21 protein-coding genes are annotated in these 24,516 nt (G+C 65.5%); 7 read left to right on the top strand and 14 right to left on the bottom strand.

Features of this window, described 5'->3' with window-relative positions; all coding sequences use genetic code 11:
• Positions 1-46: 46 nt before the first annotated feature.
• The 4 genes from LG294_RS05940 to LG294_RS05925 all read right to left on the bottom strand — a co-directional run bounded on the left by LG294_RS05940 (position 47) and on the right by LG294_RS05925 (position 4,080).
• Positions 47-1,096 carry a CobW family GTP-binding protein gene (locus tag LG294_RS05940; RefSeq protein WP_404290436.1) on the bottom strand — a complete coding sequence of 350 codons (1,050 nt, stop codon included), beginning with the start codon at positions 1,094-1,096 and terminating at the stop codon, positions 47-49.
• Between the two features lie 171 nt (positions 1,097-1,267).
• Positions 1,268-2,059, bottom strand: a complete 792-nt coding sequence (locus LG294_RS05935; RefSeq protein WP_404290434.1) for an ABC transporter ATP-binding protein — start codon at positions 2,057-2,059, stop codon at positions 1,268-1,270.
• On the bottom strand, positions 2,052-2,972 hold the full coding sequence (locus tag LG294_RS05930; protein WP_404290432.1) for an ABC transporter permease: 921 nt from the start codon (positions 2,970-2,972) through the stop codon (positions 2,052-2,054). Before LG294_RS05930 ends, LG294_RS05935 begins: the two co-directional genes overlap by 8 nt.
• A gap of 100 nt (positions 2,973-3,072) precedes the next feature.
• Positions 3,073-4,080, bottom strand: coding sequence for an ABC transporter substrate-binding protein (locus LG294_RS05925; protein ID WP_404290430.1), 1,008 nt, complete (start codon positions 4,078-4,080; stop codon positions 3,073-3,075).
• A gap of 423 nt (positions 4,081-4,503) precedes the next feature.
• Here LG294_RS05925 and hrpA point away from each other — a divergent pair, with 423 nt between their 5' ends.
• A complete protein-coding gene (gene hrpA / locus LG294_RS05920) occupies positions 4,504-8,478 on the top strand; it encodes an ATP-dependent RNA helicase HrpA (RefSeq protein ID WP_404290428.1) in 3,975 nt (1,324 codons plus the stop codon).
• Here hrpA and LG294_RS05915 read toward each other — a convergent pair.
• The 4 genes from LG294_RS05915 to LG294_RS05900 are packed head-to-tail and all read right to left on the bottom strand — an operon-like array spanning position 8,475 to position 10,861.
• Entirely contained in the window at positions 8,475-8,813 is a 339-nt protein-coding gene (locus tag LG294_RS05915) for a hypothetical protein (protein WP_404290426.1), read from the bottom strand. The two genes, hrpA and LG294_RS05915, sit on opposite strands and share 4 nt — an antisense overlap.
• Before the next feature lie 49 nt (positions 8,814-8,862).
• Entirely contained in the window at positions 8,863-9,291 is a 429-nt protein-coding gene (locus tag LG294_RS05910; protein ID WP_404290425.1) for an HIT family protein, read from the bottom strand.
• Between the two features lie 20 nt (positions 9,292-9,311).
• Positions 9,312-10,148, bottom strand: coding sequence for a sulfurtransferase (locus tag LG294_RS05905; RefSeq protein ID WP_404290423.1), 837 nt, complete (start codon positions 10,146-10,148; stop codon positions 9,312-9,314).
• Complete coding sequence (locus LG294_RS05900; RefSeq protein ID WP_404290421.1) at positions 10,145-10,861, bottom strand: MBL fold metallo-hydrolase; 717 nt, start codon at positions 10,859-10,861, stop codon at positions 10,145-10,147. Before LG294_RS05900 ends, LG294_RS05905 begins: the two co-directional genes overlap by 4 nt.
• A 138-nt stretch (positions 10,862-10,999) precedes the next feature.
• On the opposite strand from LG294_RS05900, the gene LG294_RS05895 reads away from it, so the two are divergent.
• On the top strand, positions 11,000-11,404 hold the full coding sequence (locus tag LG294_RS05895; protein ID WP_404290419.1) for a Fur family transcriptional regulator: 405 nt from the start codon (positions 11,000-11,002) through the stop codon (positions 11,402-11,404).
• Between the two features lie 88 nt (positions 11,405-11,492).
• On the opposite strand, the gene LG294_RS05890 is transcribed toward LG294_RS05895, so the two are convergent.
• From LG294_RS05890 to LG294_RS05875, 4 genes are all read right to left on the bottom strand, one after another.
• A complete protein-coding gene (locus LG294_RS05890; RefSeq protein WP_404290417.1) occupies positions 11,493-12,350 on the bottom strand; it encodes a metal ABC transporter permease in 858 nt (285 codons plus the stop codon).
• 8 nt (positions 12,351-12,358) lie between these two features.
• Entirely contained in the window at positions 12,359-13,192 is an 834-nt protein-coding gene (locus tag LG294_RS05885; protein ID WP_404290415.1) for a metal ABC transporter ATP-binding protein, read from the bottom strand.
• 103 nt (positions 13,193-13,295) lie between these two features.
• Positions 13,296-14,366: a hemolysin family protein gene (locus tag LG294_RS05880; RefSeq protein ID WP_404290413.1), complete on the bottom strand. Its 1,071-nt coding sequence runs from the start codon at positions 14,364-14,366 to the stop codon at positions 13,296-13,298.
• Positions 14,359-15,681 carry a hemolysin family protein gene (locus LG294_RS05875; RefSeq protein ID WP_404290411.1) on the bottom strand — a complete coding sequence of 441 codons (1,323 nt, stop codon included), beginning with the start codon at positions 15,679-15,681 and terminating at the stop codon, positions 14,359-14,361. Before LG294_RS05875 ends, LG294_RS05880 begins: the two co-directional genes overlap by 8 nt.
• A 431-nt stretch (positions 15,682-16,112) precedes the next feature.
• On the opposite strand from LG294_RS05875, the gene LG294_RS05870 reads away from it, so the two are divergent.
• The 3 genes from LG294_RS05870 (at position 16,113) to LG294_RS05860 (ending at position 20,845) form a co-directional block, all read left to right on the top strand.
• The gene (locus LG294_RS05870) at positions 16,113-19,877 is read left to right on the top strand and encodes a multifunctional oxoglutarate decarboxylase/oxoglutarate dehydrogenase thiamine pyrophosphate-binding subunit/dihydrolipoyllysine-residue succinyltransferase subunit (protein WP_404290409.1); all 3,765 of its coding nucleotides are present in this window, start codon (positions 16,113-16,115) and stop codon (positions 19,875-19,877) included.
• A 165-nt stretch (positions 19,878-20,042) separates the two neighbouring features.
• Positions 20,043-20,648: a GDSL-type esterase/lipase family protein gene (locus LG294_RS05865; RefSeq protein WP_404291658.1), complete on the top strand. Its 606-nt coding sequence runs from the start codon at positions 20,043-20,045 to the stop codon at positions 20,646-20,648.
• Between the two features lie 122 nt (positions 20,649-20,770).
• The gene (locus LG294_RS05860) at positions 20,771-20,845 is read left to right on the top strand and encodes a 50S ribosomal protein bL37 (protein ID WP_374954809.1); all 75 of its coding nucleotides are present in this window, start codon (positions 20,771-20,773) and stop codon (positions 20,843-20,845) included.
• 112 nt (positions 20,846-20,957) lie between these two features.
• Here the strand turns inward: LG294_RS05860 and rsrA are convergent, their stop codons facing one another.
• Together rsrA and LG294_RS05850 are read right to left on the bottom strand one after the other, a co-directional pair.
• The gene (gene rsrA / locus LG294_RS05855) at positions 20,958-21,218 is read right to left on the bottom strand and encodes a mycothiol system anti-sigma-R factor (protein ID WP_404290407.1); all 261 of its coding nucleotides are present in this window, start codon (positions 21,216-21,218) and stop codon (positions 20,958-20,960) included.
• 2 nt (positions 21,219-21,220) lie between these two features.
• Entirely contained in the window at positions 21,221-21,871 is a 651-nt protein-coding gene (locus LG294_RS05850; protein WP_404290405.1) for a sigma-70 family RNA polymerase sigma factor, read from the bottom strand.
• A gap of 202 nt (positions 21,872-22,073) precedes the next feature.
• Here LG294_RS05850 and aroA point away from each other — a divergent pair, with 202 nt between their 5' ends.
• Together aroA and LG294_RS05840 are read left to right on the top strand one after the other, a co-directional pair.
• Positions 22,074-23,414: a 3-phosphoshikimate 1-carboxyvinyltransferase gene (aroA, locus tag LG294_RS05845; RefSeq protein ID WP_404290403.1), complete on the top strand. Its 1,341-nt coding sequence runs from the start codon at positions 22,074-22,076 to the stop codon at positions 23,412-23,414.
• Positions 23,414-24,508, top strand: coding sequence for a ribosome small subunit-dependent GTPase A (locus tag LG294_RS05840; protein ID WP_404290401.1), 1,095 nt, complete (start codon positions 23,414-23,416; stop codon positions 24,506-24,508). Before aroA ends, LG294_RS05840 begins: the two co-directional genes overlap by 1 nt.
• Positions 24,509-24,516: the final 8 nt, after the last annotated feature.

Below are 24,516 nucleotides of genomic sequence, written 5' to 3'. Positions count from 1 at the left end.
TTCGGGGAGTTCTGTACACACTTTTTGGCACTTAACCCGCTGGCGTTCAGGCGCTCAGCCGGGCATGGCGCTGCAGCCGGCGCGTCCCTTCGCTGTCCGCGCCCTGTGCCGCGCTCAGCGTTTCCGCCAGTCGTTCGCGGACCGCCTGCTCATCGATCCCGACGCCGATGGCCACCAGCCCAGGTTCCCCGCTTCCAGCATGCGCGGCCACATGGATATGGCGTCCGACGAGGTTCACCGCCCAGGATTTCACCCCGCGCGCCGTGGCCACCTGCACGATTCCCTTCAGCCGGTACACCCCGGCCGGCGGGCGCTCGAGCAGGTTCACCAGTGCTCCGGCCGCGATGGGAGCCGGCGCGGGCAGAGCCACCGAGGCTGCATGCTGGTGGGTGCCCGAACCGTGTTCGGCCCGCATGAGCGCGCCCAGCGGCAGCTGGTCCTCGGGGTCTTCGGCCAGCGCCACGTCGAATACCAGCTCCGGGTCGATTCCCCCGCGCACCGCCTGCACCAGCGGCACCCGTGGATTGCGCAATGCGATGCGCTCGGCGATGCGCCCCAGGACAGCGGCTTTGCCCTCGCCCGCGTGGACCGCGCGATCGAGCTGGTCGATCTTGTTCAGCACCACCAGTGAGGCTGCCTCGAAACGCGCCGGCGGATCGGAGCGGGTGTCCACCGTGTCGAAGTAATTCGCCGCATCCACCACCTCGATCAGCCCGGCGGGACGGATGTTCTTCGCCTGGCTGAAGCGGATCAACCGGGCCAGGGACAGCGGTTCGGCCACCCCGCTGGCTTCGACGATAATCACATCCAGGCGCAGGCGCGGAGCGGCCAGCGTGGCGAGGGCCTGGTCCAATCCCCCGGAATCCTCCAGGCAGCACACGCAACCGCCGGCGATGGATTGCGCGGCGTCCACCTGCCCGGTGATCAGCCCGGCGTCGACGTTGATGGCCCCGAAGTCGTTGACCACCACCCCGATCCGCGCTCCAGGGGTGCGCAGCAGGTGGTTGAGCACGGTGGTTTTCCCGGCGCCCAAGTATCCGGTCAACGCGATCACCGGAATCTGCCTGCGTGCCATGTAACCACCTGGACCTTTCATGCGGTGCTCGCTGGTGCTGCGGATGCAACGAGCGGGAAATCTGAACCCCTCCAACCCTAATACGCCCGCGCACTGCCCCTGTGCGGCTAACCCGGCCGGTTAAAGACCCGATGGCCGCCGGTGAACCCTGAACTGCGGGGAACACCGGCGGCCATCGAAGGTAAGGAGAAGCTACTGCAGCAACGTGCGATCGTCGAGCTGCGCGCCCTTGATCTTCTCGAATTCGCCCAGCAGACCCTTGACCGTCATCTTCGACTTCGCTTCCTGGTCCAGGTCCAGGATGATCTGCCCGTCGTGCATCATGATCAACCGGGTGCCAAGGGCCAGCGCCTGTTCCATATTGTGGGTGACCATCAGCGTGGTCAGCACATGGCGCTGCACGATCTCGTTGGTCAGCCGCGAGACCAATGCGGCGCGCTGCGGATCCAGCGCGGCGGTGTGCTCATCGAGCAGCAGGATCTTCGGCTTGGAGAAGGTGGCCATCAGCAGGCTGAGCGCCTGGCGCTGGCCGCCCGAAAGCAGCCCGACCTTCGTCTTGAGCCGGTTTTCCAGCCCCAGCTCCAAGGACTTGAGCTCCTCGACGAACAGCTTCCGGCGCTTGGCCCCCACCCCCATGCCCAATCCGCGGAAACGGCCGCGGGCGTGCGCCAGCGCCATATTCTCTTCGATGGTCATCGTCGGGGCGGTGCCTGCCATCGGATCCTGGAATACCCGGCCGATGTACTTGGCGCGGGTGTAGTCGGCCATTTTGGTGACGTTCTTCCCGCCCACGGTGACCGAACCGGTGTCCGGGAAGAGCTTGCCGGCGACCATATTGAGCACCGTGGATTTGCCCGCGCCGTTGGAGCCGATGACGGTGACGAATTCGCCGGAGGACAGGTTCAGGTTGATATTGCGCAGCGCTTTGCGCTCGTTGACGGTTCCCGGGAAGAAAGTCCGCGAGAGGTTGGAAATTTCAAGCATTACTGCGCACCACTTCCTGATTCGGCGCGGCGTCCGAATCCTTGCGTTTGAAGGTTTTCACGATCTTCTGGAAGCCCTTCCATTTAGGCAGCAGCAGCGCCACCACCACGAGCACCGCGGAGATCAGCTTCATGTCGTTGACCTCCAGCCCGGCGACCAGCGCGAACTGGATGACCAGGCGGTAGATGACAGCGCCGAAGACGACCGCCAGGGCCGCCAGCCAGATGTAGCGCTGGGTGAAGATGGCCTGGCCGACGATCACCGAGGCCAAGCCGATCAGGATCACGCCGATGCCCATGCCCACGTCGGCGAAGCCCTGGTACTGGGCGATCACCGCGCCGGAGAGGGCAACAAAACCGTTGGACAGGGCCAGGCCCAGGATCTTCTGGTTATCGGTGCTCACCCCGAAGGAGCGGATCATCTCGTGGTTGTCCCCCGTCGCGCGCATGGCCATGCCCATTTCGGTGTGCAGGAACCAGACGATCGCTGCCACGAAGAGCAGGGCGACGAGGAAGAGGATGAGAATCGAGCTGGAGGATCCGATGATCCCGGCCGCGCGCAGCGGGCTGATCAGCGTCTCTTCGCCCAGTAGCGGCGTATTCGCCTTGCCCATAATGCGCAGGTTGATCGAATAGAGCGCAATCATCGTCAGAATTCCGGCGAGCAGGCCATCGATCTTGCCCTTGGTATGCAGCAGACCGGTGATCGCGCCGGCGACCATGCCGGCGAAGAAGGCCAGCAGCGTGGCAAGCCAGGGATTCATCCCGTTCACGATGCCGACCGAGGCAACCGCGGCACCGGTGGTGAAGCTGCCGTCGACGGTCAGGTCCGGGAAGTCCAGGATGCGGAACGTCAGATAGACCCCGAGCGCCATCAGGGCGTAGATGAGGCCGAGTTCAACCGCTGTGATCATAATTGGATCCTTGGGTGGTGAGGAAGTTCTTAGGTCACGAAGGAGGCGAGGCGCTTTACCTCTCGCCTCGCCTCATTCGTGGGTGGGTGGTGCTTGTTCCCTAGAAGGTTTCGATCGCCTGGTCCTTGAGCTCCGCAGGGAATTCGAGGCCGATCTTCTTCGCGGCGGTTTCGTTGAGGTACAACTCGACCTCGGTGAGGGTTTCCACCGGCATGGTGGCAGGTTCTGCTTCGCCCGTCAGCAGCTTGACGGCCATCGCCGCGGTCTGCTCGCCGAGCTTCTCGTAGTTGATGCCGTAGGTGGCGGTGGCGCCACGCTCGACCGAATCACCATCGGCGGCGATCACCGGGATCTTCTTGCCCTGCGCGGTCTGCAGCAGGCCTTCCAGCGCGGAAACCACCGCGTTGTCCGTCGGCACGTAGAACGCGTCGACGTCCAGCGAGTTAGCTGCCTGCTGCACCTCGGAAGGAGCCGAAATGGCCGACTTCTCGATGGTCAGTCCCAGCTCGCCGGCGGCTTCTTCGGCCCACTGGACCTGGATTGCGGAGTTTGCCTCGCCCGAGGAGTAGACGATGCCCACCTTCTTCGCATCCGGGGAGAGTTGCTTGAGCAGTTCGAGCTGCTCCTTGACCGGGTTCTTGTCCGAGGTGCCGGTGACGTTGGCGCCGGGAGCCTCGTTGGAGGCCACGAGCTTCGCATCCACCGGATCGGTGACCGCGGAGAAGAGCACCGGAATGCTGGTGATCGACTGGGCCGCTGCCTGCGCCGATGGGGTGGCGATCGCCAGGACCAGATCGATCTCCGAATCCGCGGCGAGCTTGCCGACGATGGAGGCATTGGTGGCCTGATCGCCCTGCGCGTTGTTCTCGTCGTAGGAAATCTTGTCGCCGGTGTACCCAGCGTCTTCCATGCCCTGCTTGAAACCCTTGGTCACGGCGTCCAGGGATGGGTGCGAGACGTACTGGGCGATGCCGATCTTGACCGGGCCCTCGGCCGCGGCACCGCCTTCGGCGGAGCCCTCGCTGCCGGTACTGCCTCCGCAAGCGGTCAGTGCCAGCGCGCTGGTGGCGGCCACTGCGGCGAGTTTCAAAGCGGTGAATCGCTTCATGGTGTTCCTTTCAACAAGTTCCCTTTGCGAGTAATGTCCCCCATGCGCGTCGGCCCGGTAACCAGCTCATCGGCGAAGACAAGCGAGCCGGGAACTGCCCGAACCACGTGCAGGTGATTACCCACGATCTTACATGTGAAAGACCTCACTTCGACTATGAACCTGGCAGTACCAAAGACGTTTGACTCTTGAATCGGCCAATCCCGGACACAACTGGGCATTCGGCATGGCTTCGGGCGCACAACCGTATTCACCCCCCGGAACTTGCCGACATTTCGGTGGACGGATTAAAAAGTTGACAGTGCGGCACTGTGAGATAGATCAAGGGTTTTGCAGCCCGCGCATCCGGTTTTGCCGCCCCGCACCCGCGCCGAGTCGTGTTGTCTGCCGGCAGGTGCCGCGCCGGAATAGAATGGGCTCATCATGGCCCTCACCATTTCTTATCCCGAAGCCCTTCCCGTTTCTGCCCGCCGCGCCGACATCCTCGATGCGGTGCGCAAGAACCAGGTGGTGATCATCGCCGGCGAAACGGGATCCGGCAAGACCACCCAGCTGCCCAAGATGCTCCTGGAACTCGGGTTGGCAAAGCACGGCATGATCGGGCATACCCAGCCGCGCCGGCTGGCCGCGCGCACCGTGGCCGAGCGCATCGCCGAGGAACTGGGCACGAGCATCGGCGACGAGGTGGGCTTCCATGTGCGCTTCACCGGGGAGGTTTCGCGCAATACGAAGCTGAAGGTGATGACCGACGGCATCCTGCTCGCCGAGATCCAGCGCGATCGGCTGCTGAAGAAGTACTCGGCGATCATCATCGACGAGGCGCACGAGCGCAGCCTGAACATCGACTTCCTGCTCGGCTACCTGAAGCAGATTCTGGTCAAGCGTCCGGAGCTGAAGCTCATCATCACCTCCGCGACCATCGACCCCGAACGCTTCGCCGCGCACTTCGGCACCCTGGACGCCGCCGGTGCGCTGGTGCCCGCGCCGATTCTGGAGGTCTCCGGGCGCACTTTCCCGGTGGAAATCCGCTACCGGCCGCTGGAGGCCAGCGGCGAAGAGCCCGATGACGCGAACGCGCTGGAAGATGACCGCGACCCGCTGGATGCGGTGACCGGCGCGGTGCGCGAGCTGTCCGCCGAGGAACCGGGAGACATCCTGATCTTCTTCTCCGGGGAGCGCGAGATCCGCGATGCAGCCGAGGCCTTGCGCGCCATGGTGGCCGGCAACAAGCGGCTGCCGCGCTACGAGGTGCTGCCGCTGTTCGCCCGGCTCTCGCTGGCCGAACAGCACCGGGTCTTCCATCCGGGGTCCGCGCCGCGGCTGATCCTGGCCACCAACGTGGCCGAAACCTCGCTGACCGTGCCGGGCATCAAGTACGTGATCGACACCGGCACCGCGCGCATTTCGCGCTATTCGCACCGCACGAAGGTCCAGCGACTGCCCATCGAGCGGGTCTCGCAGGCCAGCGCGAATCAGCGTTCGGGCCGTTGCGGGCGCGTGTCCGAGGGCATCGCGATCCGGCTGTATTCCGAAGAGGACTACGCCGCGCGCCCGGAATTCACCGACCCCGAGATCCTGCGCACCTCGCTGGCCAGCGTGATCCTGCAGATGATCTCCATGGGAGTGGTCGCCACCGCCGCCGACGTGGCCGACTTCGGCTTCGTGCAGCCACCGGACGCGCGGGCGATCTCCGACGGGGTGAATCTGCTGCGCGAACTCGGAGCCCTGGGCGAAGACAAGCGCGCGCAGGTCACCCAGATCGGGCGCAAGCTCGCGGTGCTGCCGCTGGATGTGCGCCTGGGCCGGATGATCCTGGAGTCCGCGGAGCGCGGAGTGGCGAAGGAGCTGATGGTGCTCGCGGCCGCGCTGAGCATCCAGGATCCGCGCGAACGGCCCAGCGAGGACACCGGGCAGCGCGAACGCGCCGCCGAACTGCATAAGCGCTTCATCGATGAGAAGTCCGACTTCATCGGCCTGCTGAATTTATGGGCCTATCTGCAGGAGCAGCAGAAAGAGCTGTCCTCCTCCGCCTTTCGCCGCCTGTGCAAGGCCGAGCACATCAACTACCTGCGGGTGCGCGAATGGCAGGACCTGTTCACCCAGCTGCGCCAGCTGGCGAAGTCGCTGGAGATCACCGTCGCGGCGGCACCGGTGGACCCAGCGGCCAACGAGGATCAAGTCCACAAGTCGCTGCTGGCCGGGCTGCTGGGGCACATCGGGCTCTATGATGAGCGCAAACGCGATTACCAGGGCGCCCGCGGCGGGCGTTTCTCGATCTTTCCCGCCTCCGCGCTGTTCAAGAAGTCGCCGACCTGGGTGATGGCCGCCGAGCTGGTGGAAACCTCCCGGCTCTGGGCGCGCACCGCGGCGGTGATCGACCCCGCATGGGTGGAGGAGCTCGCCCCGAATCTGCTCAAGGCCAGCTACTCCGAGCCGCACTGGTCCAAGAAAATGGGCTCGGTGATGGGCTACGAGAAGCTCACGCTCTTCGGGCTGCCGATCGTGCTCAAGCGCCGCATGCACTACTGGCGGGTGGATAAGCCGCTGGCCCGCGAGCTGTTCATCCGGCACGCGCTGGTGGAGGGCGACTGGCGCACCCACCACAAGTTCTTCGAGCGCAACCGGGCGGTGCTCGCCGAGGTGGAGGAGCTCGAAACGCGGATGCGCCGCCATGACCTGCGCATCTCCGACGAGGACCTGTTCGACTTCTACGATGCGCGCCTGGGCGAAGAGGTCGTCTCCGAGCGGCACTTCGACCGCTGGTTCAAGCGCGCGGCGGCCAAGGAACCGGGCCTGCTGGACTTCGATCCGGCCGCGGTGCTCGCCGGCGACGCGGAGCAGCTCGATGAGACCGCGTTCCCGCGCAGCTGGAGCCACGGGTCCATCGCGCTGCCGCTGAGCTACGAGTACAACCCGGCCGCCTCCGATGCCGAAGGCGACGGGGTGAGCCTGCAGGTTCCGGTGGTGTTCCTCAACCAGCTCGATCCGGCGCGCTTCGCGTGGCTGATCCCGGGGTTGCGCCACGAGCTGCTCACCGCGCTGATCCGCTCCATGCCCAAGGCGATCCGCAAGAACTTCGTGCCCGCCCCGGATGTGGCAGGCCAGGCGCTGGCCATGCTCGACGCGGATTTTGATCCCGGCACCGATGACCTGGCCGTTTCCCTGGCGCTGGTGCTGCGCCGGCTGCGCGGCATCGTGGTGGATCCGGCGGTCTTCGACTTTTCCGCGCTGCCCGCGCACCTGCGCTTCGGCTTCGAGGTGGTGGACGCAGCCGGAAAGCTGCTGGGGCACGGCGATGACCTCTCCGCCTTGCAGTACAAGCTGGCCGCGGCGAACCGGGCCGCGCTGTCCAGCCAGGTCAACTCCCCCGCCAGTATGCGCGCCGCGGCGCCAGCCGAAGCCGGCGGCGGATCCAGGGGAACCCAGGGCGCAGCGCCAGCCAAGGGAGCCAAGGGAGCCAAGGGAGCGAAAGCCGCGCAGGCGGTGGCCGGCGCGCCGGGCACCGGGCAGTGGGAGCAGCGCGCGCTGAGCGGCTGGCCGAAGCTGCACACCGCCGGGAACACGCTGCCTCTCCAGGTCACCACCACGGTGATGGGCCAGGAGATCACCGCCTATCCGGGGCTGCACGATGCCGGCAAGGATGCGGCGCTGAGCGTCTACCGCACCGCGGCCGAACGCGATGGCGCGCACCGGGCCGGAATCATCCGGCTGCTGATGCTGCGCCTGCCGCCGGCGTCGAAGTTCGTCATCGGGCACCTGAGCAATGCCGAGCGCCTGGCCTTCAGCCAGAACCCGCACGGGTCCATCGACGAGCTGATCGCCGACTGCACCATGGCCGCGGTGGACAAGCTGGTGCCCGAGGCGCTGCCGATGGATGAAGCGGGCTACGAGAAGCTCTTCGAAACCGTGCGCGCCGAGCAGATCGACACGGTCTTCTCGATCACCTCGGTGATCTCCCAGGTGTTCGCCGCCGCGACCCGGGTGGCGAATGCGCTGAAGTCCACCAAGTCGCTGGCGATGTACGCCGCGGTCAGCGACATCCGCTCGCAGCTGGAGCAGCTGATCTACCCCGGGTTCATCGCCGCCACCGGGGCCGCGCACCTGATGCGCCTGCCGCGCTACCTGGCGGGCATCGAGTCGCGGTTGACGAAGCTGAATTCCGGGGCGGTCACCCGTGACGGCCACGGGCTGATGGTGATCCAGAAGCTGGAGGATGACTACGACAACGCGCTGGGGCGGGTGCCCGAGGGCGCGCGCACCCCGGCCGGGTTGCGCGAGGTGAAGTGGATGCTGGAGGAGATGCGCATCTCGCTGTTCGCCCAGGAGCTGGGCACCGCGTATTCGGTCAGCGAGAAGCGGATCCGCAAGGCGATCAAGGACGGGCTCGCGGCGCTTTAGCCGAGGGCCGGCCCGGCGGCGATCACCTGCACCTGGTCCTCGTAGATGATGCTGCCCGGATCGGTTCGCTCCAGCCGTTCCCAGCGGATTTGGTGCGCATCGAGCAGCAGCAGATAGGGCTCCACGCGCTCCAGAAGGTGCGTGGCGCCGTGCTTGAACCAGGCGGCCGCGCCAGGATTTCGCACCCGGTCATAGACCAGCCGGTGGCTGAGGCTCGGATTCGGGTAGGCCGCGTTGAACCAGTCGTTGCCGGCCCGCCAGCGCGCGTGCTCGCCGGGACCGAGCCTGCCCTCGTGCGCCAGCTGATTCGCCAGCGCGAAGATGCCCAGGTGCACCCCGCGTTCATTGGGCGCCTGCGCCTGGTAGCGGATGAACCGCGGCGGCTCAGCTAGCGGGCACAAATTCGCTGTGTCCGTCTTCGCGCAGGGCCGCACGGAGCTTTTCCGCGCTCGCGTCCATGCGTGCCGCCTCCGGGTTCACCATCGCGTTGGACAGGTCGAAATCGGCCAGCGAGTTCGTCGGCCAGACATGCACGTGCAGGTGCGGGACCTCAAAACCGGCGATCATCAGCCCGGCGCGCTGCGCGTTGAAGGCGCGTTTCTGGGCGCGGCCGATCTTCGCGGCCACCAGGTTCAGGTGGCTGAGCAGCGCCTCGTCGGCGTCGGTGAATTCGTCGATCTCCGCGCGCGGGACCACCAGGGTGTGCCCGTCGGTCAGCGGTCCGATGGACAGGAACGCGACGCAGCGCTCATCGGACCAGATGAAGCGTCCGGGGATCTCGCCATCGATAATTTTGGTGAAGAGCGTGCTCATTGCGGCCTTTCGGGGCTGGGTTAGTGGCGGTGTTGTTCATCGCTCGTGGCGATCGGAGACTGCGGGAAGGAGCAGTATTGCGACCAGCTGCCCGGGTAGAGGGCGGCTTCGCGGCCGGCGTGCGCGGCGGCGAGCACCTGGTGGGCGGCGGTGATCCCGGAGCCGCAATAGGCTGCCAGGGGTAGGTTTTCCGGCGCGATTTTGGCGAAGGCCGCCGCGAGCTGCTCGGCGGAGAAGAATCTGGCTTGCGCGTCGAGGTTGTCGGTACTCGGCCGGTTGCGTGCCCCGGGAATATGCCCGGCCACCGGATCGATCGGCTCCTGGATGCCCAGGTAGCGGGCGGTGGCGCGCGAGTCGATGAGCGTGCCGGAGTAGCTTGCCAGCTCTTGGTATTCGAGCACCGGCATCCCGCCCCAGCTGAGCTGAACGACCCCGGGCGCCCGGCTTTCGGTGCCGCTGGCCAGATGCCCGCCCAGTTCCTTCCACGCATCCAGCCCTCCGTCGAGCACTGCCACGTTCGCGAAGCCCGCATGGCGCAGCAGCCACCAGGCGCGGGCGGCGGCCAGCGCCCCGGAATCGTCGTAGGCGATGACGAAGGAATCCGCTCCGATCCCCCAGCGCCGGGCGGCGGCCTGGAAGTCGGCCGGTTCGGGCAGCGGGTGGCGGCCGGTATGCGCGCCGGCGGCCCCGGAAAGCTCGGTGTCCAAATCGACGAACACCGCGCCGGGGATATGCTCGGCGGCGTAGTGCTCCTGCCCGTCCTTGCGGCCCAGCTCCCAGCGCACATCGAGCAGCACCAGATCGGCATCGGAGAGCCGGGAGGCGAGCTCTCGGGCGGAAATCAGCGTGTTCGTCATCGGTTTTCCTCCGGCGTTTGGGAATCGGGCGTACTGCCTTCGGCCAGCTCATTCAGCAGGTGGGTGGTGCCCGGCTCCAGCCGGCGCAGCACGCTACCGCAAGCTTCGGCCCGGGCGCCGAGCATTTTGTCGAACAGCTCCAGCCCGCGCTCGTTGAGCAGCCCATCGTGGATCGGCACCCATACCGGGGAGCCCAGGGCGGCGGCGAAGTCCATGGTCTGCCCGATGCTCGCCCACGGGGCCATCAGCGGCAGCAGCAATACCTGCGGGCGGATTCCGATCGGCACCTGGTAGCTGTCTCCCGGATGGAAAATCTGCTCGTCGCCCAGCAGGTAGCCGATATTTGCCACCAGCTCGATCGAGCTGTGGATCCTGGCGTGGGTTCCGCCGAAGGTGCGCACCCGGATGCCGCCGACGACGAAGTCCTCCCCCGCGGCCACGGTGATGATCTGCGCCCGCTTGGGCGCCGGCAGTTGCCCGCGCAGGGTCTGGGCCAGCGCATCGGGGGCATACACGCGCAGCAGCGAGCTGTCTTGCACCGCGGCCAGGATCTCGCCCTGGTCCGCGTGGTCCACGTGCTGGTGGGTGAGCAGCACCGCGCTGATGCCGGCGAAGGCCCCGTGAAGCTGCGAAAAGCTCCCCGGATCCAGCAGCAGCGAACCATCGATGGTGGTGACTTCCAAGGCGGAATGCCCGCGTAATGTGATGCGCATAGCTTCAGCCTAGGCCGACGGCGCGCCCTCGGCCAGCCACTGACACGCAAACCCTTGGAAAGTTGGCTAAAATTGGGTTTAGCGTGGCTCGCACCTGTGCGGCCCGAAACAGCTTTTGAGAAGGAATGGTGCAAGTCGATGGCGCAGCCAGAAACCCGGGTGACCAAGCAGCGGCTCGCGGTGGCCGAGGCCTTGGGCGAGGTCGATGATTTTGCGACCGCACAAGAGCTGCATCGCTGGCTGGTGGATACGCAGAAGAAGGTCTCGCTGGCCACCGTGTACCGGCTGCTGCAGTCCATGGCGGACGACGGGCTGGTCGACGTGCTGCGCAGCGGCGACGGCGAGGCCCGGTTCCGCCAGTGCCTCACCGAGGTGCACCACCACCACCTGGTCTGCCGGGTGTGCTCGAAAACCGTGGAGGTGCTCGCCCCGGCGGTGGAGCGCTGGGCCGCGCGCGTCGCGCAGGAAAACGGTTTCACCGACCCGGAGCACACGGTGGAGATCTACGGGCTCTGCGAAGAGTGCCGCCGCGCGGCCAGCTGAGCGCCACCCCCGGAATCCAAAAGCGAAGGCCGCCCACCAATTGGTGGGCGGCCTTCGCTGTGCGCCGCGCCAGGTGCGGGCCGGCGGGTTAGACCAGGTGCTTGCGCGGGGAACGCAGCGCCTCGATCCCCCGGCAGACCAGGTAGATCACGAAGGATATGGTGGTCACGTACGGGCTGATCGGCAGCGAGCCGGCCAGCGCGAGCAGGATCCCGCCGAGCACCGAAATTTCGGCGAAGAGGATCGCGAGGAACACCGTGAGCCCCGGGTTGGAGCTGATCCGCAGGGCCGCGGCGGCCGGGGTGATCAGCAGCGCCAGCACCAGCAGCGCGCCGACCACCTGGATGGCGACGGCCACCGCCAGGGCGAGGATCACCATGAAGAGGATGGACAGTCCGCCGGTGCGCACCCCGCGTGCGTTGGCCAGCACCGGGTCTACCGAGGCGAAGGTCAGCGGCCGCCAGACCAGCAGCAGCGCGAGCACTACCACCGCGCAGAGCGCCAGCATGCCGCCAAGCTGCACGTCGTCCACCGCGACGATCTGGCCGGTGAGCAGGCCGAACTTATTCGCGCTGCGCCCCTCGTAGAGCGAGAGGAACAGGATCCCGAGCCCCAGTCCGAAGGGCATCAGCACCCCGGTGATGGAGTTGCGGTCCTTGGCCCGGGTGCCCAAAACGCCCAGCACCAGCGCCGCGATCAGCGAGCCGAAGACCGAGCCGGTGACCACATCCACGCCGATGAGCAGCGCGAAGGCCGCCCCGGCGAAGGAGAGCTCGGCGATGCCGTGCACCGCGAAGGCCATATCGCGCATCATGATGAAGATGCCGATCAGCCCGCCCACGATGCCCAGCGCCGCCCCGGCAATCAGCGAGTTGGTGACCAGCGGCAGCAGCAGCGCGTAGTCCTCGAAATTCAGGGTGCGCTCCAGGAAGTCTGCGAAATTCATCGCCGCGCCTACCTTCCGGCCTCGTGTGCGTGGTCTTCGGGGTGATCGTGCCCGTCCGGAGGCAGGGCCCGGTTTCCGTCGCCGCTGACCACCACGATCCGCCCGTTCACGCGCAATACCTGCACCGGGGCGCCGTAGAGCTCGGTCAGCACCTCGGAGCGCATCACCTCGTCGACGCTGCCTAGGTGGAATTTCCCTTCGGCCAGGTAGAGCACCCGGTCCACATAGGGCAGGATCGGGTTGATCTCGTGGGTGACGAAGATGACCGCTGCCCCGTGCTGGACGGCTTGGCGGTGGATCACCTCGCTGATCGCCTGCTGGTGGTGCAGGTCCAGGGAGAGCAGCGGTTCATCGCAAAGCAGCACGCGCGGATCTCCCGCAAGCGCCTGAGCCGCGCGCAGCCGCTGCTGCTCGCCGCCGGAAAGATCGGAGACCGAGCGGTCCGCGTAGCCTTGGGCTCCGACGAGCTCGAGCAATTCGTCTACCTTCGCATGCACCTTGCGGCGGGACAGCCGGATGCCGGGGCGGTTGCCGTCCACGCCCAGGGCCACCAGATCGCGGGCGCGCAGCGGCACGTTGTCGCCGAAGGGGCGCTGCTGCGGGATCAGGCCCACCAGGTCGGAGCCGCGGCGCACCGGATCCCCGGCGATCGAGACGGAGCCCGAGTTCAGGGTGGTGGTGCCGAGCATGGTGTTGATGAAGCTGGTTTTGCCCGAGCCGTTGGGGCCGAGCACCGCCAGGAATTCCCCGGGCGCCACCTGCAGATCCAGGTCCGCCCACAGCACCCGTGACCCGAAGGCCAGGCGTGCGGCGTCGAAGGTGACGATCGGGGATGTAGTCATGAACCGGCTTTCGCGCTTAAAGAAAACTGCGGCACCGCTGCTGCGGTCCCGCAGTTAACTCTACCAGTTGCGACTGGTTCGCATTACGCGTTCGACTGTGAGGCTAATTGCCGTTTGCCTTGCTCGGCGGTGCGTGGCGCTTCTGCGTCGAGTCGCTGATCTCGCCGACCAGCACCTCGATGATGTCCTCCAGGAACAGCACGCCGATGGTGCGCCCCGCCTCGTCGACCACGGCCGAGAGGTGGTTGCCCTCCTGGCGCATGCTCTCCAGCGCCTCCTCGATTTCGGCGTCCTGCTTGACCAATCCCAGCGGGTGCAGGGGCAGGTCGCGCAGCGGAGCGGTGGAATGCGCATCGTCGATCAGCATCACGTCCTTGACGTGCCAGTAGCCCACCGGCACCTCCTCGCGGGTGATCAGCATGCGCGAGTAGCCGGTCTTGCCGACCTTCTTCTCGAATTCGCGCGCGGTGGTCTGCCCCCACTCCAGGGTGAACAGGTCCTTGACCTCCACCATGCAGGAGGCGGCCGTGACGGTGGAGAACTCCAGCGCCTTGGTCAGCCGCAATGCGTGCTCGTTGCGCAGCGTGCCCTCCTGGGAGGAGGTGTCGATGATCGAGCGGACCTCCGCGGCGGTATAGGAGCTGGTCACCTCGTCCTGCGGTTCGACGCCGAAGAGCTTCAGGAACAGGTTCGCCGCCCCGTTGAGCATCGAGATGATCGGCTTGAGCACCTTGGCCACGCCCACCAGCGGCATGGCCAGCACCAGCACCGCCTTGTCGGCCACGGAGACCGAGATGTTCTTCGGCACCATCTCGCCGAAGGTCACGTGCAGGAAGGTCACCAGCACCAGCGCGATCAGGAATGCCGCGGTGTCCGCGATTTGCTCCGGCATGCCCAGCGCCGTCATCGGCACCTCCAGCAGGTGGTGCAGCGCTGGTTCGGAGATGTTCAGGATCAGCAGCGAGCAGACGGTGATGCCCAGCTGGCAGACCGCGAGCATGATGGAGACGTGCTCCATCGCGTACAGCGCAATCTTCGCCCGCTTGTTGCCCTCGTCGGCCAGCGGCTCGATCTGCGAGCGGCGCGCGGACATGACCGCAAATTCGCCGGCGACGAAAAACGCATTAACCGCCAGCAGCACGACCAGCCAGGCCAGCCCGATGAAATCACTCATTGGTGCCCTCCTTGGTGTGCGCTGCAGGTTCGAAGCGCACCTGGGCGATCCGGCGGCCATCGAGCTCGGTCACCGTGAAAATTCCCGCTTCGGTTTGCACTATGTCGTTCAGCTCGGCCAGACGCCCCAGCTCGGAGAGCATGAACCCGCCGATGGTGTCGTAGGCCGAGTCGTCGGCGATGACATCGCTGGCGAAGTGCTCGTTGACCTGGTCCGGGCGGTACATGCCGGGGAACAGCCAGTTGCCGTCCGGCTGGGTGACCGCCTCCTCCTCGTCCTCGTCGTGCTCATCAGAGACTTCGCCGACGATCTCTTCGACCAGGTCCTCCAAGGTGACCAGCCCGGCGGTTCCGCCGTACTCGTCCATCACGATGGCCACCTGGAATTCCGCGGCGCGCAGCTGCTCAAGCAGCACATCCAAGTGGATGGTTTCCGGCACGTAGAGCGCATCGCGCGCAAATTCGCCGACCTGCAGCGCCGCGCGGCGTTCGCGCGGCACCGAGACCACCGCCTTGACGTGGCAGATGCCCTGGATGTCATCACTGGATCCCTCGGTCACCGGGAACCGGGAGAACCCGGTGTCCGCGCTCATCAGGATCAGTTCGGACAATGCCGCCTCGGACTCGATGGTGGACATCGAGGTGCGCGGAGTCATCACATCCGCCGCGGTGCGTTCGGAGAATTCGATAGTCGATTCCACAAAGCGCGCGGTCTGGATGTCCAGGGTGCCGAGTTCGGCCGAGCGGCGCACCAGCGAGGCGAGCTCCTGGGCGCTGCGGGCCGCCGAAATTTCTTCCTTGGCTTCCAGCCCGAAGAACTTGCGCAGCACCGAGTTCGAAAAACCGTTGAGCACCACGATGGCAGGCTTGAAGATGGCGGTGAAGATCAGCTGCGGGCGGGCCAGCGCCTTGCCCACGGCCATGGCCTTGGCGATAGCCAGGTTCTTGGGCACCAGTTCACCGATCAGCATCGACAGCAGCGTGGCGATCACCATCGAGATGACCACCGAGATGGCCGTGGAGCTTGCTCCCACCACGCCGAGGTTTTCCAGGACCGGAGCCAAGAGCTTGCTCATCGCCGGTTCAAGCACATAACCGGTGAGCAGGGTGGTCAGGGTGATGCCCAACTGGCAGCTGGAAAGCTGGGTGGAGAGCGAGGTCAGGCACTGCAGGAGCGCTTTGGAACCGCGTTCGCCGCGATCGATGGCCTGTTGAACAGTGCTTTTATCGAGGGCAACGAGGGAGAATTCCACGGCCACGAAGAAGCCGGTTCCCAGAATCAGCAGGAACCCAAAAAGTATGTAGATCCATTCCATGGGCGTTTAGCCACGCCCCTGGACTGGATGGGTGAGGTTGCGTCTAATTTGCCGTAAGCGGCAACTAGAAGGCTCCAATTGAGAGGCGGAGCCTTCCGGACGATGGCAAGGATGGCCGGTGCTGCGCCCACGGGCGGCGGACCGGCTAGGAGAATGAGATTCCATAGTGCGATTTATTCTATCGAACGATCCCGCTTCGCGCACAATAGCCACACGCGCACGACCAGCGGCATGGGAAATATGTTAAATGGGCAGTGTTAAGCGCCACTTTCGTGATATTCCTGACGACTCGTGGCAAAACCGGTCAGAAAGTCACTAGACTGGGGCGCAGATCTAGAAATCTTGTGAGTATCGGTGGCCATTATTCACGTCCTCGGGCTACCACCGGCTCAAGCTAGAACAACGTAGAAATCAGGGAAGAGGCGTTGCACGTGCCAGAGCAAGCACACCACCGACTTACTGAAGAGTTTGGTGGAAACGAGTGGCTAGTAGACGAGCTGTATCAGCAGTATCTCGTCGATAAGAACTCGGTCGATAAGAAATGGTGGGACATTTTCGAATCCCTCACCACCGAAAACAACGCACCGGCAGCACCCGCGGCTAAGACCGCGCAGAGCGCACCGCCGGCGGCAGCGGCTAAACCTGCTCCTGCAGCCACCGGCCAGGGCGCACCTCGCGCCGCGGCCGCGGCGCGCAGCACCGAACCGGCTCCCGCAGCTGCGCCAGCCGCGGCCAAGGCTGAGCCAGCAGCAAAGGATGCAGCTCCGAAGACTGCTCCAATTCCAGCCCAGGCTCCGAAGGCAACGCCTTCGACCGAGCTGTACGGCGAGGAGAAGCGCACCCCATTGCGTGGGCCAATGAAGGCCATCGCAACCAATATGGATGCCAGCCTCACCGTGCCAACGGCCACCACCGTGCGCGCGGTTCCGGCCAAGGTGATGATCGATAACCGCATCGTCATCAACAACCACCTCAAGCGTGCCCGCGGCGGCAAGATCTCCTTCACCCACCTGATCGGCTTCGCCGTGATTCGCGCGCTGAAGCAGATCCCATCGATGAACGTCACCTACGATGTGATCGACAACAAGCCGACCGCCATCCAGCCGGCTCACGTGAACTTCGGCATCGCGATCGATATGCCAAAGCCGGACGGCTCGCGCATGCTGGCGGTACCGAATATCAAGGTCGCCGAGACCCTGAGCTTCAACGAGTTCTGGGCCACCTACGAAGACCTGATCAAACGCGCTCGCAATAACAAGCTGACCGCCGACGATTACTCCGGCACCACCGTGTCGCTGACCAACCCAGGTGGCATCGGCACCGTGCACTCGGTGCCGCGCCTGTCCAAGGGCCAGGCCGCGATCATCGGTGTGGGCGCGCTGGAATATCCTGCCGAGTACCGCGGATCTTCCGAGAAGACCGTCGCGTCCCTGGGCATCGGCAAGCACATCACGCTGACTTCCACCTATGACCACCGCGTCATCCAGGGTGCTGGTTCGGGCGAATTCCTGAAGCTGATCGAAGCGCTTCTGCTCGGCGAGCAGGGCTTCTACGATGAGATCTTCGAGCAGCTGCGCATCCCTTACGAGCCGGTGCGCTGGGCCATCGACAACCAGGTCGACGTCGACCTGGCGGTCAACAAGGTCGCTCGCATCCAGCACCTGATCAACTCCTACCGCGTGCGCGGCCACCTGATGGCCGACACCAACCCGCTGGAATACGTCCAGCGCAAGCACCCGGACCTCGACATTCAGACCTATGGGCTGACCCTGTGGGATCTGGATCGCGAATGGGTTGCCGGCGGGCTGGGCGGCAAGAACCGCGCACTGCTGCGCGATGTTCTGGGCATCCTGCGTGACGCCTACTGCCGCACCACCGGCACCGAATACATGCACCTGCAGAACCCGGTGGAGCGCGAGTGGTTCCAGGCGAAGCTGGAGTCCGGCTACGCGAAGCCAACCCGCGACGAGCAGCTGCGCATCCTGAGCAAGCTGAACGCCGCCGAGGCCTTCGAAACCTTCCTGCAGACCAAGTTCGTCGGCCAGAAGCGCTTCTCGCTGGAAGGCGGCGAGTCGCTGATTCCATTGCTGGATGCGATCATCTCCGATGCCGCCGACGAGCAGCTGGACGAGGTTGCCATCGGCATGGCGCACCGAGGCCGCTTGAACGTGCTGACCAACATCGCCGGCAAGACCTACGCACAGGTCTTCCGCGAATTCGAAGGCACCGCAACCCCGGGCTCCGTCCAGGGGTCGGGCGACGTGAAGTACCACCTGGGCACCGAGGGTTCCTACACCTCGGACGCCGGAAACCAGACCAAGGTCTACTTGGCTGCGAACCCGTCGCACCTGGAAGCCGTGGATCCGGTGCTTGAGGGCATCACCCGCGCAAAGCTGGACCGCATGGGCTCGAAGAACAACGTGCTGCCGATCCTGGTGCACGGCGACGCGGCCTTCGCCGGCCAGGGCGTCGTCTCCGAGGTGCTCGCGATGAGCCAGCTGCCCGGCTACAAGACCGGCGGCACCGTGCACGTGATCGTGAACAACCAGATCGGCTTCACCACCGCTCCGAGCTCTTCACGCTCGTCGGTGTACGCCACCGACGTGGCACGCACCGTGCAGGCACCGATCTTCCACGTCAACGGGGATGACCCGGAGGCAGTGGTGCACGTAGGCCAGATGGCCTTCGAATACCGCCAGAAGTTCGGCAAGGATGTCGTCATCGACCTCATCTGCTACCGCCGCCGCGGCCACAACGAGGGCGACGATCCCTCGATGACCCAGCCGATCATGTACAACCTGATCGAGGCGAAGCGCTCCACCCGCAAGCTGTACACCGAGGCCCTCGTCGGCCGCGGAGACATCACCGCGGAAGAAGCCGAGAACGTGTTGGCCGAATACAAGGAGAACCTGGAGCGCATCTTCTCCGAGACGCATGCCGCCCAGACCTCCCCGATCCCGATCATCACCCCGGGCTCGACCATCAACGATTTGGAGAAGCCTTTCGCGCAGGCCGCCGACGAGAACACCGTCGATGGCGCCCGCGGATCGGCCATCACCGAGTCCACTCTGGCGAAGATCGGCGCTGCCCACCTGGCGGTGCCCGAAGACTTCACCATGCACACCAAGCTCAAGGCATTGCTGGAGCGCCGCGAGAAGATGTCCCGCGAAGGCGGCATCGACTGGGGCTTCGCCGAGCTGGCGGCCCTCGGTTCGCTGTCCATGGAAGGCGTGCCGGTTCGCCTGGCAGGCCAGGACTCGCGCCGCGGCACCTTCGTGCAGCGCCACTCGGTCTTCCACGACCGCGAGAACGACAACGAGTGGTACCCGCTGCACCACCTGAGCGATGACCAGGCCCCGCTGTGGATCTACGACTCGCTGCTCTCCGAATACGCGGCCCTCGGCTTCGAATACGGCTACTCGGTGGAGCGCCCGGATGCATTGGTCCTATGGGAAGCGCAGTTCGGCGACTTCGTCAACGGCGCGCAGACCGTGATCGATGAGTTCATCTCCTCGGCCGAGCAGAAGTGGTCGCAGTCCTCTTCCTTGGTGATGCTGCTGCCGCACGGCTACGAAGGACAGGGTCCGGACCACTCCTCGGCACGCATCGAACGCTTCTTGCAGATGTGCGCGGAGAACAACATGGTGGTCGCGCAGCCATCGAACGGTGCAAACCACTTCCACCTGCTGCGCCGCCAGGCCTACGCCCGACCACGCAAGCCGCTGATCGTCTTCACCCCGAAGCAGCTGCTTCGCCTGAAGGCGGCTGCAACTTCCGTGGAGGACTTCACCACCGGCGGCTTCCAAGAGGTCATCGGCGACAAGTCGATCGCCAACGCGGATGCCGTGGAGAAGGTGCTGCTGGTTTCCGGTCGCCTGTACTACGATCTGCTCGCTGCGCGCACCAAGGCGCAAGACGAGAAGGTCGCGATCGTCCGCGTCGAGCAGCTCTACCCGGCTCCGGCCGAGCAGATCGCTGCCGAGCTGGCCAAGTACCCGAACGCCACGGTTTCGTGGGTTCAGGACGAACCAGCCAACCAGGGTCCATGGCCGTTCTTCGGCCTGTACGTCGCCCCGGAGCTGGAGAAGAAGGTCACCTTGGTCTCGCGTCCGGCCTCGGCCGCGACCTCTGCGGGTACCGCGAAGCGTCACGACGCCGAAGCGGCTGTACTGCTGAAGCAGGCCTTCGCCCGCTAGCCGACACGCTCGGCTAAGCGGCGCGCAGCCGGCGAACCTGACCCCGTGAGCACGGAGTCAGGTTCGCCGGCTGTGGCATTTAACCCGCCTTGTCCTCCCCGATCCGGCAAGTCAACACTGCTAAGGTTGACAAAGATTCAGATTTCCCAACGAAAGGTCGCCAAGTTGGAGTTTCGCACCATCCGCATCACCGCCATCGGCGATGAGCTACTTGCAGGACATGGCGACCCGCGCGCGCTGGGCTGGTTCGGCCGCGTGATGGCCCGTACCCAGGACCCGGCCTTGCGCCTGCAGTCCTTCGTGCTGGCAAGCCCCGCCGAAGGCTCCGAGGCCCTTGCCGAACGCTGGATGGGCGAAGCCTCCCGCCGTTTCGGCGATCAGGTGGAAAACCGTCTGGTCATCGCGCTCTCCGATCGAGACGTCGACCTCGGGCTGACCACCGCACGCAGCCGGCTGAACCTGGCGAATATTCTCGATTCGGCCTCGCAGATGAACATCAAAGCATTGCTCGTCGGTCCGGCCCCCGGCTTGGATGACGCGCGCAATGAGCGCGTCGCGGAATTGAACCGGGTCTACTCGGATGTGGCCCTGCGCCGCAACCACCACTACATCGACACCTTCACCCCGTTGCGGGCGCATTCGCAGTGGCGCAGCGACCTGACTGCCTCCGGCGGAGTGCCCGGGCAGGCAGGCTACGGGCTGATGGCCTGGTTGGTGCTGCACCGCGGCTGGTACTCCTGGCTGGATCTGCCCGAACCCGACGCCAGCTAAACCGTCGGCCGGCGAATCGCGGGCCTAGCCCTCTGGTTAGGGAAATCACATGAGAGTGTGAAAGACTATTAGCCGGCCCGAGCAATCGGGAAGACCATTATTGATCCCGCAAAGGAGTCACCATGTCGAAGCGTTCGCGTAAGCGCAAAGATCGCAAGCGTGGCGGTGCCAACCACGGCAAACGCCCAAACAGCTAAGCGATGCGAATAAAAAGAACCCCGTAGCATTCGAAAAAAACTTCGAATGCTACGGGGTTCTTTTATGCCCTTGGGCGCTCATGCCTGGCGCTGGCATCGAAAGCGTGAAAAATCAGTGTCCTGATTCGATCCGGATCTGCGAAATGCGCGTAATGATGTTGGCCTTCAACTGCTGCGGGGCATGCTCCTGGCAGCTGCGGCGCACCACGGATCGGATGATGCATTCCAGGTCGTACTGCTCGGTGCATTCCGGGCAGTGCTCCAAGTGCGCTTTGACGTCTTTGAGGTCGTTCAGCGTCAGCGCGCCGTCCAGGTACTCATAGATGCGTACCATCCGGTCATCGGCGCAATCCCCCAATGAATTACAGTCCATCGCTACTTCTCTGCTTTCTTCGCTGTGGCCTTGGCTTTGCTGCCCGCCGTATTGATTCCCCGGTCGGTCGCATAATCTGCTAGTAGTTCACGCAACGACTTGCGTCCGCGATGCAACCGCGACATCACCGTGCCGATCGGCACCCCGAGGATTTCCGCCGCTTCCTTGTAGCTGAAGCCTTCGACGTCCACGAAGTACACGGCCATCCTGAAGTCTTCGCCGATGGACTGCAAGGCAGCCTTCACATCGGAGTCGGGCAGGTGGTCCAAGGCCTCGGCCTCAGCGGAGCGCAACCCGGTGGAGGAGTGCTCCATCGCGGCGGCCATCTGCCAGTCCTCGACCGTGTCGGTAGAGGTGCGTTGCGGCTCGCGCTGCCGTTTGCGGTACAGGTTGATGTAGGTGTTCGTCAGGATCCGGTAAAGCCAGGCCTTCAGGTTCGTGCCGGGCTTGTACTGGTGGAATGCCGAGTAGGCCTTCGTGAAAGCCTCCTGCACCAGATCTTCGGCATCCGAGGGGTTGCGTGCCATGCGCAGCGCAGCGGAATACAGCTGGTCGACATAGCCGAGCGCGTCGCGTTCGAAGCGCTCGCGACGTTGTTGATCGGTCTCCTTGCTCACATCGGGCAAGTCCGTCTCCACGGTGTTATCAGTCATCACCACTGAGTCTACGCGCTTGGCCCGATGGCTGGACAGGGCGCGGCTCACACCAGGTCGAGCCGCCTGCTTCGTCTGAATGCCTTCAATCGTCGTCACACTTATCTCAACCGCGGTGGCTGCGCGGTTATTCCCGCGGCGCACTCGGCTAGAATTGTGCCAAGAGTCCGACGGCTGATTTGAAGGAAGTGCGATTATCTCTGTGAGCACTCATGGGAGCGAGCTGAACTGGTGGGAGGCACCTTTTGCCTCCGGAGCGCTGGATGCGACGGTGAGCGTTCCGGCGTCGAAATCGTTGACCAACCGGTATCTGGTGTTGGCTGCGCTGGCAGATTCCCCCTCCACGATCCATAACACGCTGATCAGCCGCGATACCGAACTGATGCTGCGCGCCCTGGAGCAGTTCGGCGTGCGCGTTCAGCGAACCGAGCAGGAGGACGGCTCCACCACGGTGGTGCTCACCCCCGGCGGAACCTCGGGCACCGGGACCTTGCGCGTGGACTGCGGGCTGGCCGGCACCGTCATGCGATTTGTGCCCGCGCTGGCGGCGGTCACCGGGGCGAAGGTCCACTTCGACGGGGATCCGGCCGCCCGGGTGCGTCCGATGGCCCCGGTGCTGGACGCCCTGGCCGCGCTCGGAGTCGACTTCGCCTTCGATGAGCAGCCCTCGATGCTGCCCTTCACCATGGATGCCTCCACGGTGGCCGCGCGCGACTCGGTCACCATCGACGCTTCGAGCAGCTCCCAATTCATTTCCGCGATGCTGCTCATCGGGCACGCGCTGCCCGGCGGGCTGCACCTGCGGGCCGCCGACGGGCATATCGCCAGCCCCGACCACATCCTGATGACCGTGGCGACGCTGCGCGAACTGGGCGTTGGCCTCTCGGTGGACGCCGACGGCCGCGGCTGGAAGATCGCCCCCGGGGCCATCGCCGGCTTCACCGTCACCGTGGAACCGGATCTCTCGAACGCCGGACCATTCCTGGCCGCGGCGCTGGCCACCGCGGGCACCGTGCGGGTGCCCTTCTGGCCCGAACATACCACCCAGGTCGGCGGTAAGTGGGTGCAGATTCTCTCCGCCATGGGCGCCGAGGTCTCGCGTTCCGACGCGGGGGTGCTTTCGGTGCGCGGTTCCGGGACCATCCGCGGCATCGACTTCGCGGACGCCTCCGAGCTGGCTCCCACCCTGGCGGCGCTGTGCGTGCTGGCCGATGCGCCGAGCACGCTGCACGGCATCGGGCACCTACGCGGGCACGAAACCGACCGGCTCGCCGCTCTGGAAACCGAACTGTCCAAGGTGGGCGCCCGGGTGAGCGCCACCGAGGATGGGCTGCGCATCGAGCCCGGCGTGCTACAGGCGGCGGATCTGCACAGCTATGAGGACCACCGGATGGCCACCGCAGGGGCGCTGCTGGGTCTGGCCATCGACGGGGTGCGCGTGGAGAACATCGCCACCACCGCGAAAACCATGCCCGACTTCCCGCAGCTCTGGGCGCAGATGGCGCGCACCGCCGCGCCGGGCGCACCGGGCGAGGCAGGCTGATGAGCTACAGCGACTACGACGATTTCACGGTGCGGGTCCGGCCCAATAAGAAGGGCACGCGCCCGCGCACCAAAGAGCGACCGGCCTACGAGCAGGCGGTCATCGGGCGCATCATCACCGTGGACCGCGGCCGCTACACGGCGATTCTGGACGAGGACACCCCCAAGGAGCGGATCGTGGTCGCCGCGCGCGCCCGCGAGCTGCGCCGCCAGGCGGTCGTGCCCGGGGATCAGGTAGCGCTGGTCGGCGACACCAGCGGCAAGCCGGACACCCTCGCACGGCTGGTGCGCATCGAGGAACGCACCACGCTGCTGCGCCGCAGCGCCGATGACACCGACGCGACCGCGCGGGTGGTGGTGGCGAATGTGGACAAGCTCGTCATCGTGGTCGCCGCCGCCAATCCCGAGCCGCGCACCGGCTTTGTGGACCGCGCACTGGTAGCCGCCTATGACGCGGGCATCCAGCCGGTGCTCTGCGTGACCAAGGCCGATGTGAAGGACCCGACCGAATTCCTGGGCCACTACGAGGGGCTGGCGCTGCCGGTGGTTATCTCGCGCACCACCGGGGATGAAGCCACCGGGGTGGATGCGCGCGGTGCCGACGGATCCAGCGCCCGGCTCGCGGTCGGCGCGCTGCACGAACTCGAAGAACTGCTTTCGGGCTGCGTGTCGGTGGTGCTCGGCCATTCTGGAGTGGGCAAATCCACGCTGGTCAACGCGCTGACCGGTTCCACCCGCGCCACCGGCCAGGTCAACTCGGTGACCGGCCGCGGCCGGCACACCTCATCGAATGCGTTGGCGCTGCGCTTGGGCGAAGCAGCCGGCGGCTGGCTGATCGACACCCCCGGCATCCGGTCCTTCGGGCTCGGGCTGGTGGATCCGGACAATATCCTGGGCGCTTTCGAGGAGCTTGCGGATATCGCCACCGGCTGCCCGCGCGGCTGCAACCACCAGGCAAACGCCGCCGGCTGCGCGCTGGAGGCCTGGGTGCAGGACCCGGAAACCTCTCCGGCCGCCGCCTCCCGGCTGGCCTCCTACCGCCGACTGATCACCACCGAGGACACCACGCACGAAAAGGAGCTGGGCGCGCTTTAGCGCCAACA

This window comes from Glutamicibacter arilaitensis (assembly GCF_044793945.1).
In the GTDB taxonomy this organism is placed as follows: domain Bacteria; phylum Actinomycetota; class Actinomycetes; order Actinomycetales; family Micrococcaceae; genus Glutamicibacter; species Glutamicibacter arilaitensis_B.
The sequence above is the reverse complement of the archived record's forward strand: the minus strand, read 5'-3'. Positions and strand labels throughout refer to the sequence as shown.

Coding starts and splice junctions, on each gene's coding strand:
- LG294_RS05940 (WP_404290436.1), bottom strand. CDS start 1,096: ATGAAAGGTCCAGGTGGTTACATGGCACGCAGGCAGATTCCGGTGATC.
- LG294_RS05935 (WP_404290434.1), bottom strand. CDS start 2,059: ATGCTTGAAATTTCCAACCTCTCGCGGACTTTCTTCCCGGGAACCGTC.
- LG294_RS05930 (WP_404290432.1), bottom strand. CDS start 2,972: ATGATCACAGCGGTTGAACTCGGCCTCATCTACGCCCTGATGGCGCTC.
- LG294_RS05925 (WP_404290430.1), bottom strand. CDS start 4,080: ATGAAGCGATTCACCGCTTTGAAACTCGCCGCAGTGGCCGCCACCAGC.
- hrpA (WP_404290428.1), top strand. CDS start 4,504: ATGGCCCTCACCATTTCTTATCCCGAAGCCCTTCCCGTTTCTGCCCGC.
- LG294_RS05910 (WP_404290425.1), bottom strand. CDS start 9,291: ATGAGCACGCTCTTCACCAAAATTATCGATGGCGAGATCCCCGGACGC.
- LG294_RS05905 (WP_404290423.1), bottom strand. CDS start 10,148: ATGACGAACACGCTGATTTCCGCCCGAGAGCTCGCCTCCCGGCTCTCC.
- LG294_RS05900 (WP_404290421.1), bottom strand. CDS start 10,861: ATGCGCATCACATTACGCGGGCATTCCGCCTTGGAAGTCACCACCATC.
- LG294_RS05895 (WP_404290419.1), top strand. CDS start 11,000: ATGGCGCAGCCAGAAACCCGGGTGACCAAGCAGCGGCTCGCGGTGGCC.
- LG294_RS05890 (WP_404290417.1), bottom strand. CDS start 12,350: ATGAATTTCGCAGACTTCCTGGAGCGCACCCTGAATTTCGAGGACTAC.
- LG294_RS05885 (WP_404290415.1), bottom strand. CDS start 13,192: ATGACTACATCCCCGATCGTCACCTTCGACGCCGCACGCCTGGCCTTC.
- LG294_RS05880 (WP_404290413.1), bottom strand. CDS start 14,366: ATGAGTGATTTCATCGGGCTGGCCTGGCTGGTCGTGCTGCTGGCGGTT.
- LG294_RS05875 (WP_404290411.1), bottom strand. CDS start 15,681: ATGGAATGGATCTACATACTTTTTGGGTTCCTGCTGATTCTGGGAACC.
- rsrA (WP_404290407.1), bottom strand. CDS start 21,218: ATGGACTGTAATTCATTGGGGGATTGCGCCGATGACCGGATGGTACGC.
- LG294_RS05850 (WP_404290405.1), bottom strand. CDS start 21,871: ATGACTGATAACACCGTGGAGACGGACTTGCCCGATGTGAGCAAGGAG.
- LG294_RS05840 (WP_404290401.1), top strand. CDS start 23,414: ATGAGCTACAGCGACTACGACGATTTCACGGTGCGGGTCCGGCCCAAT.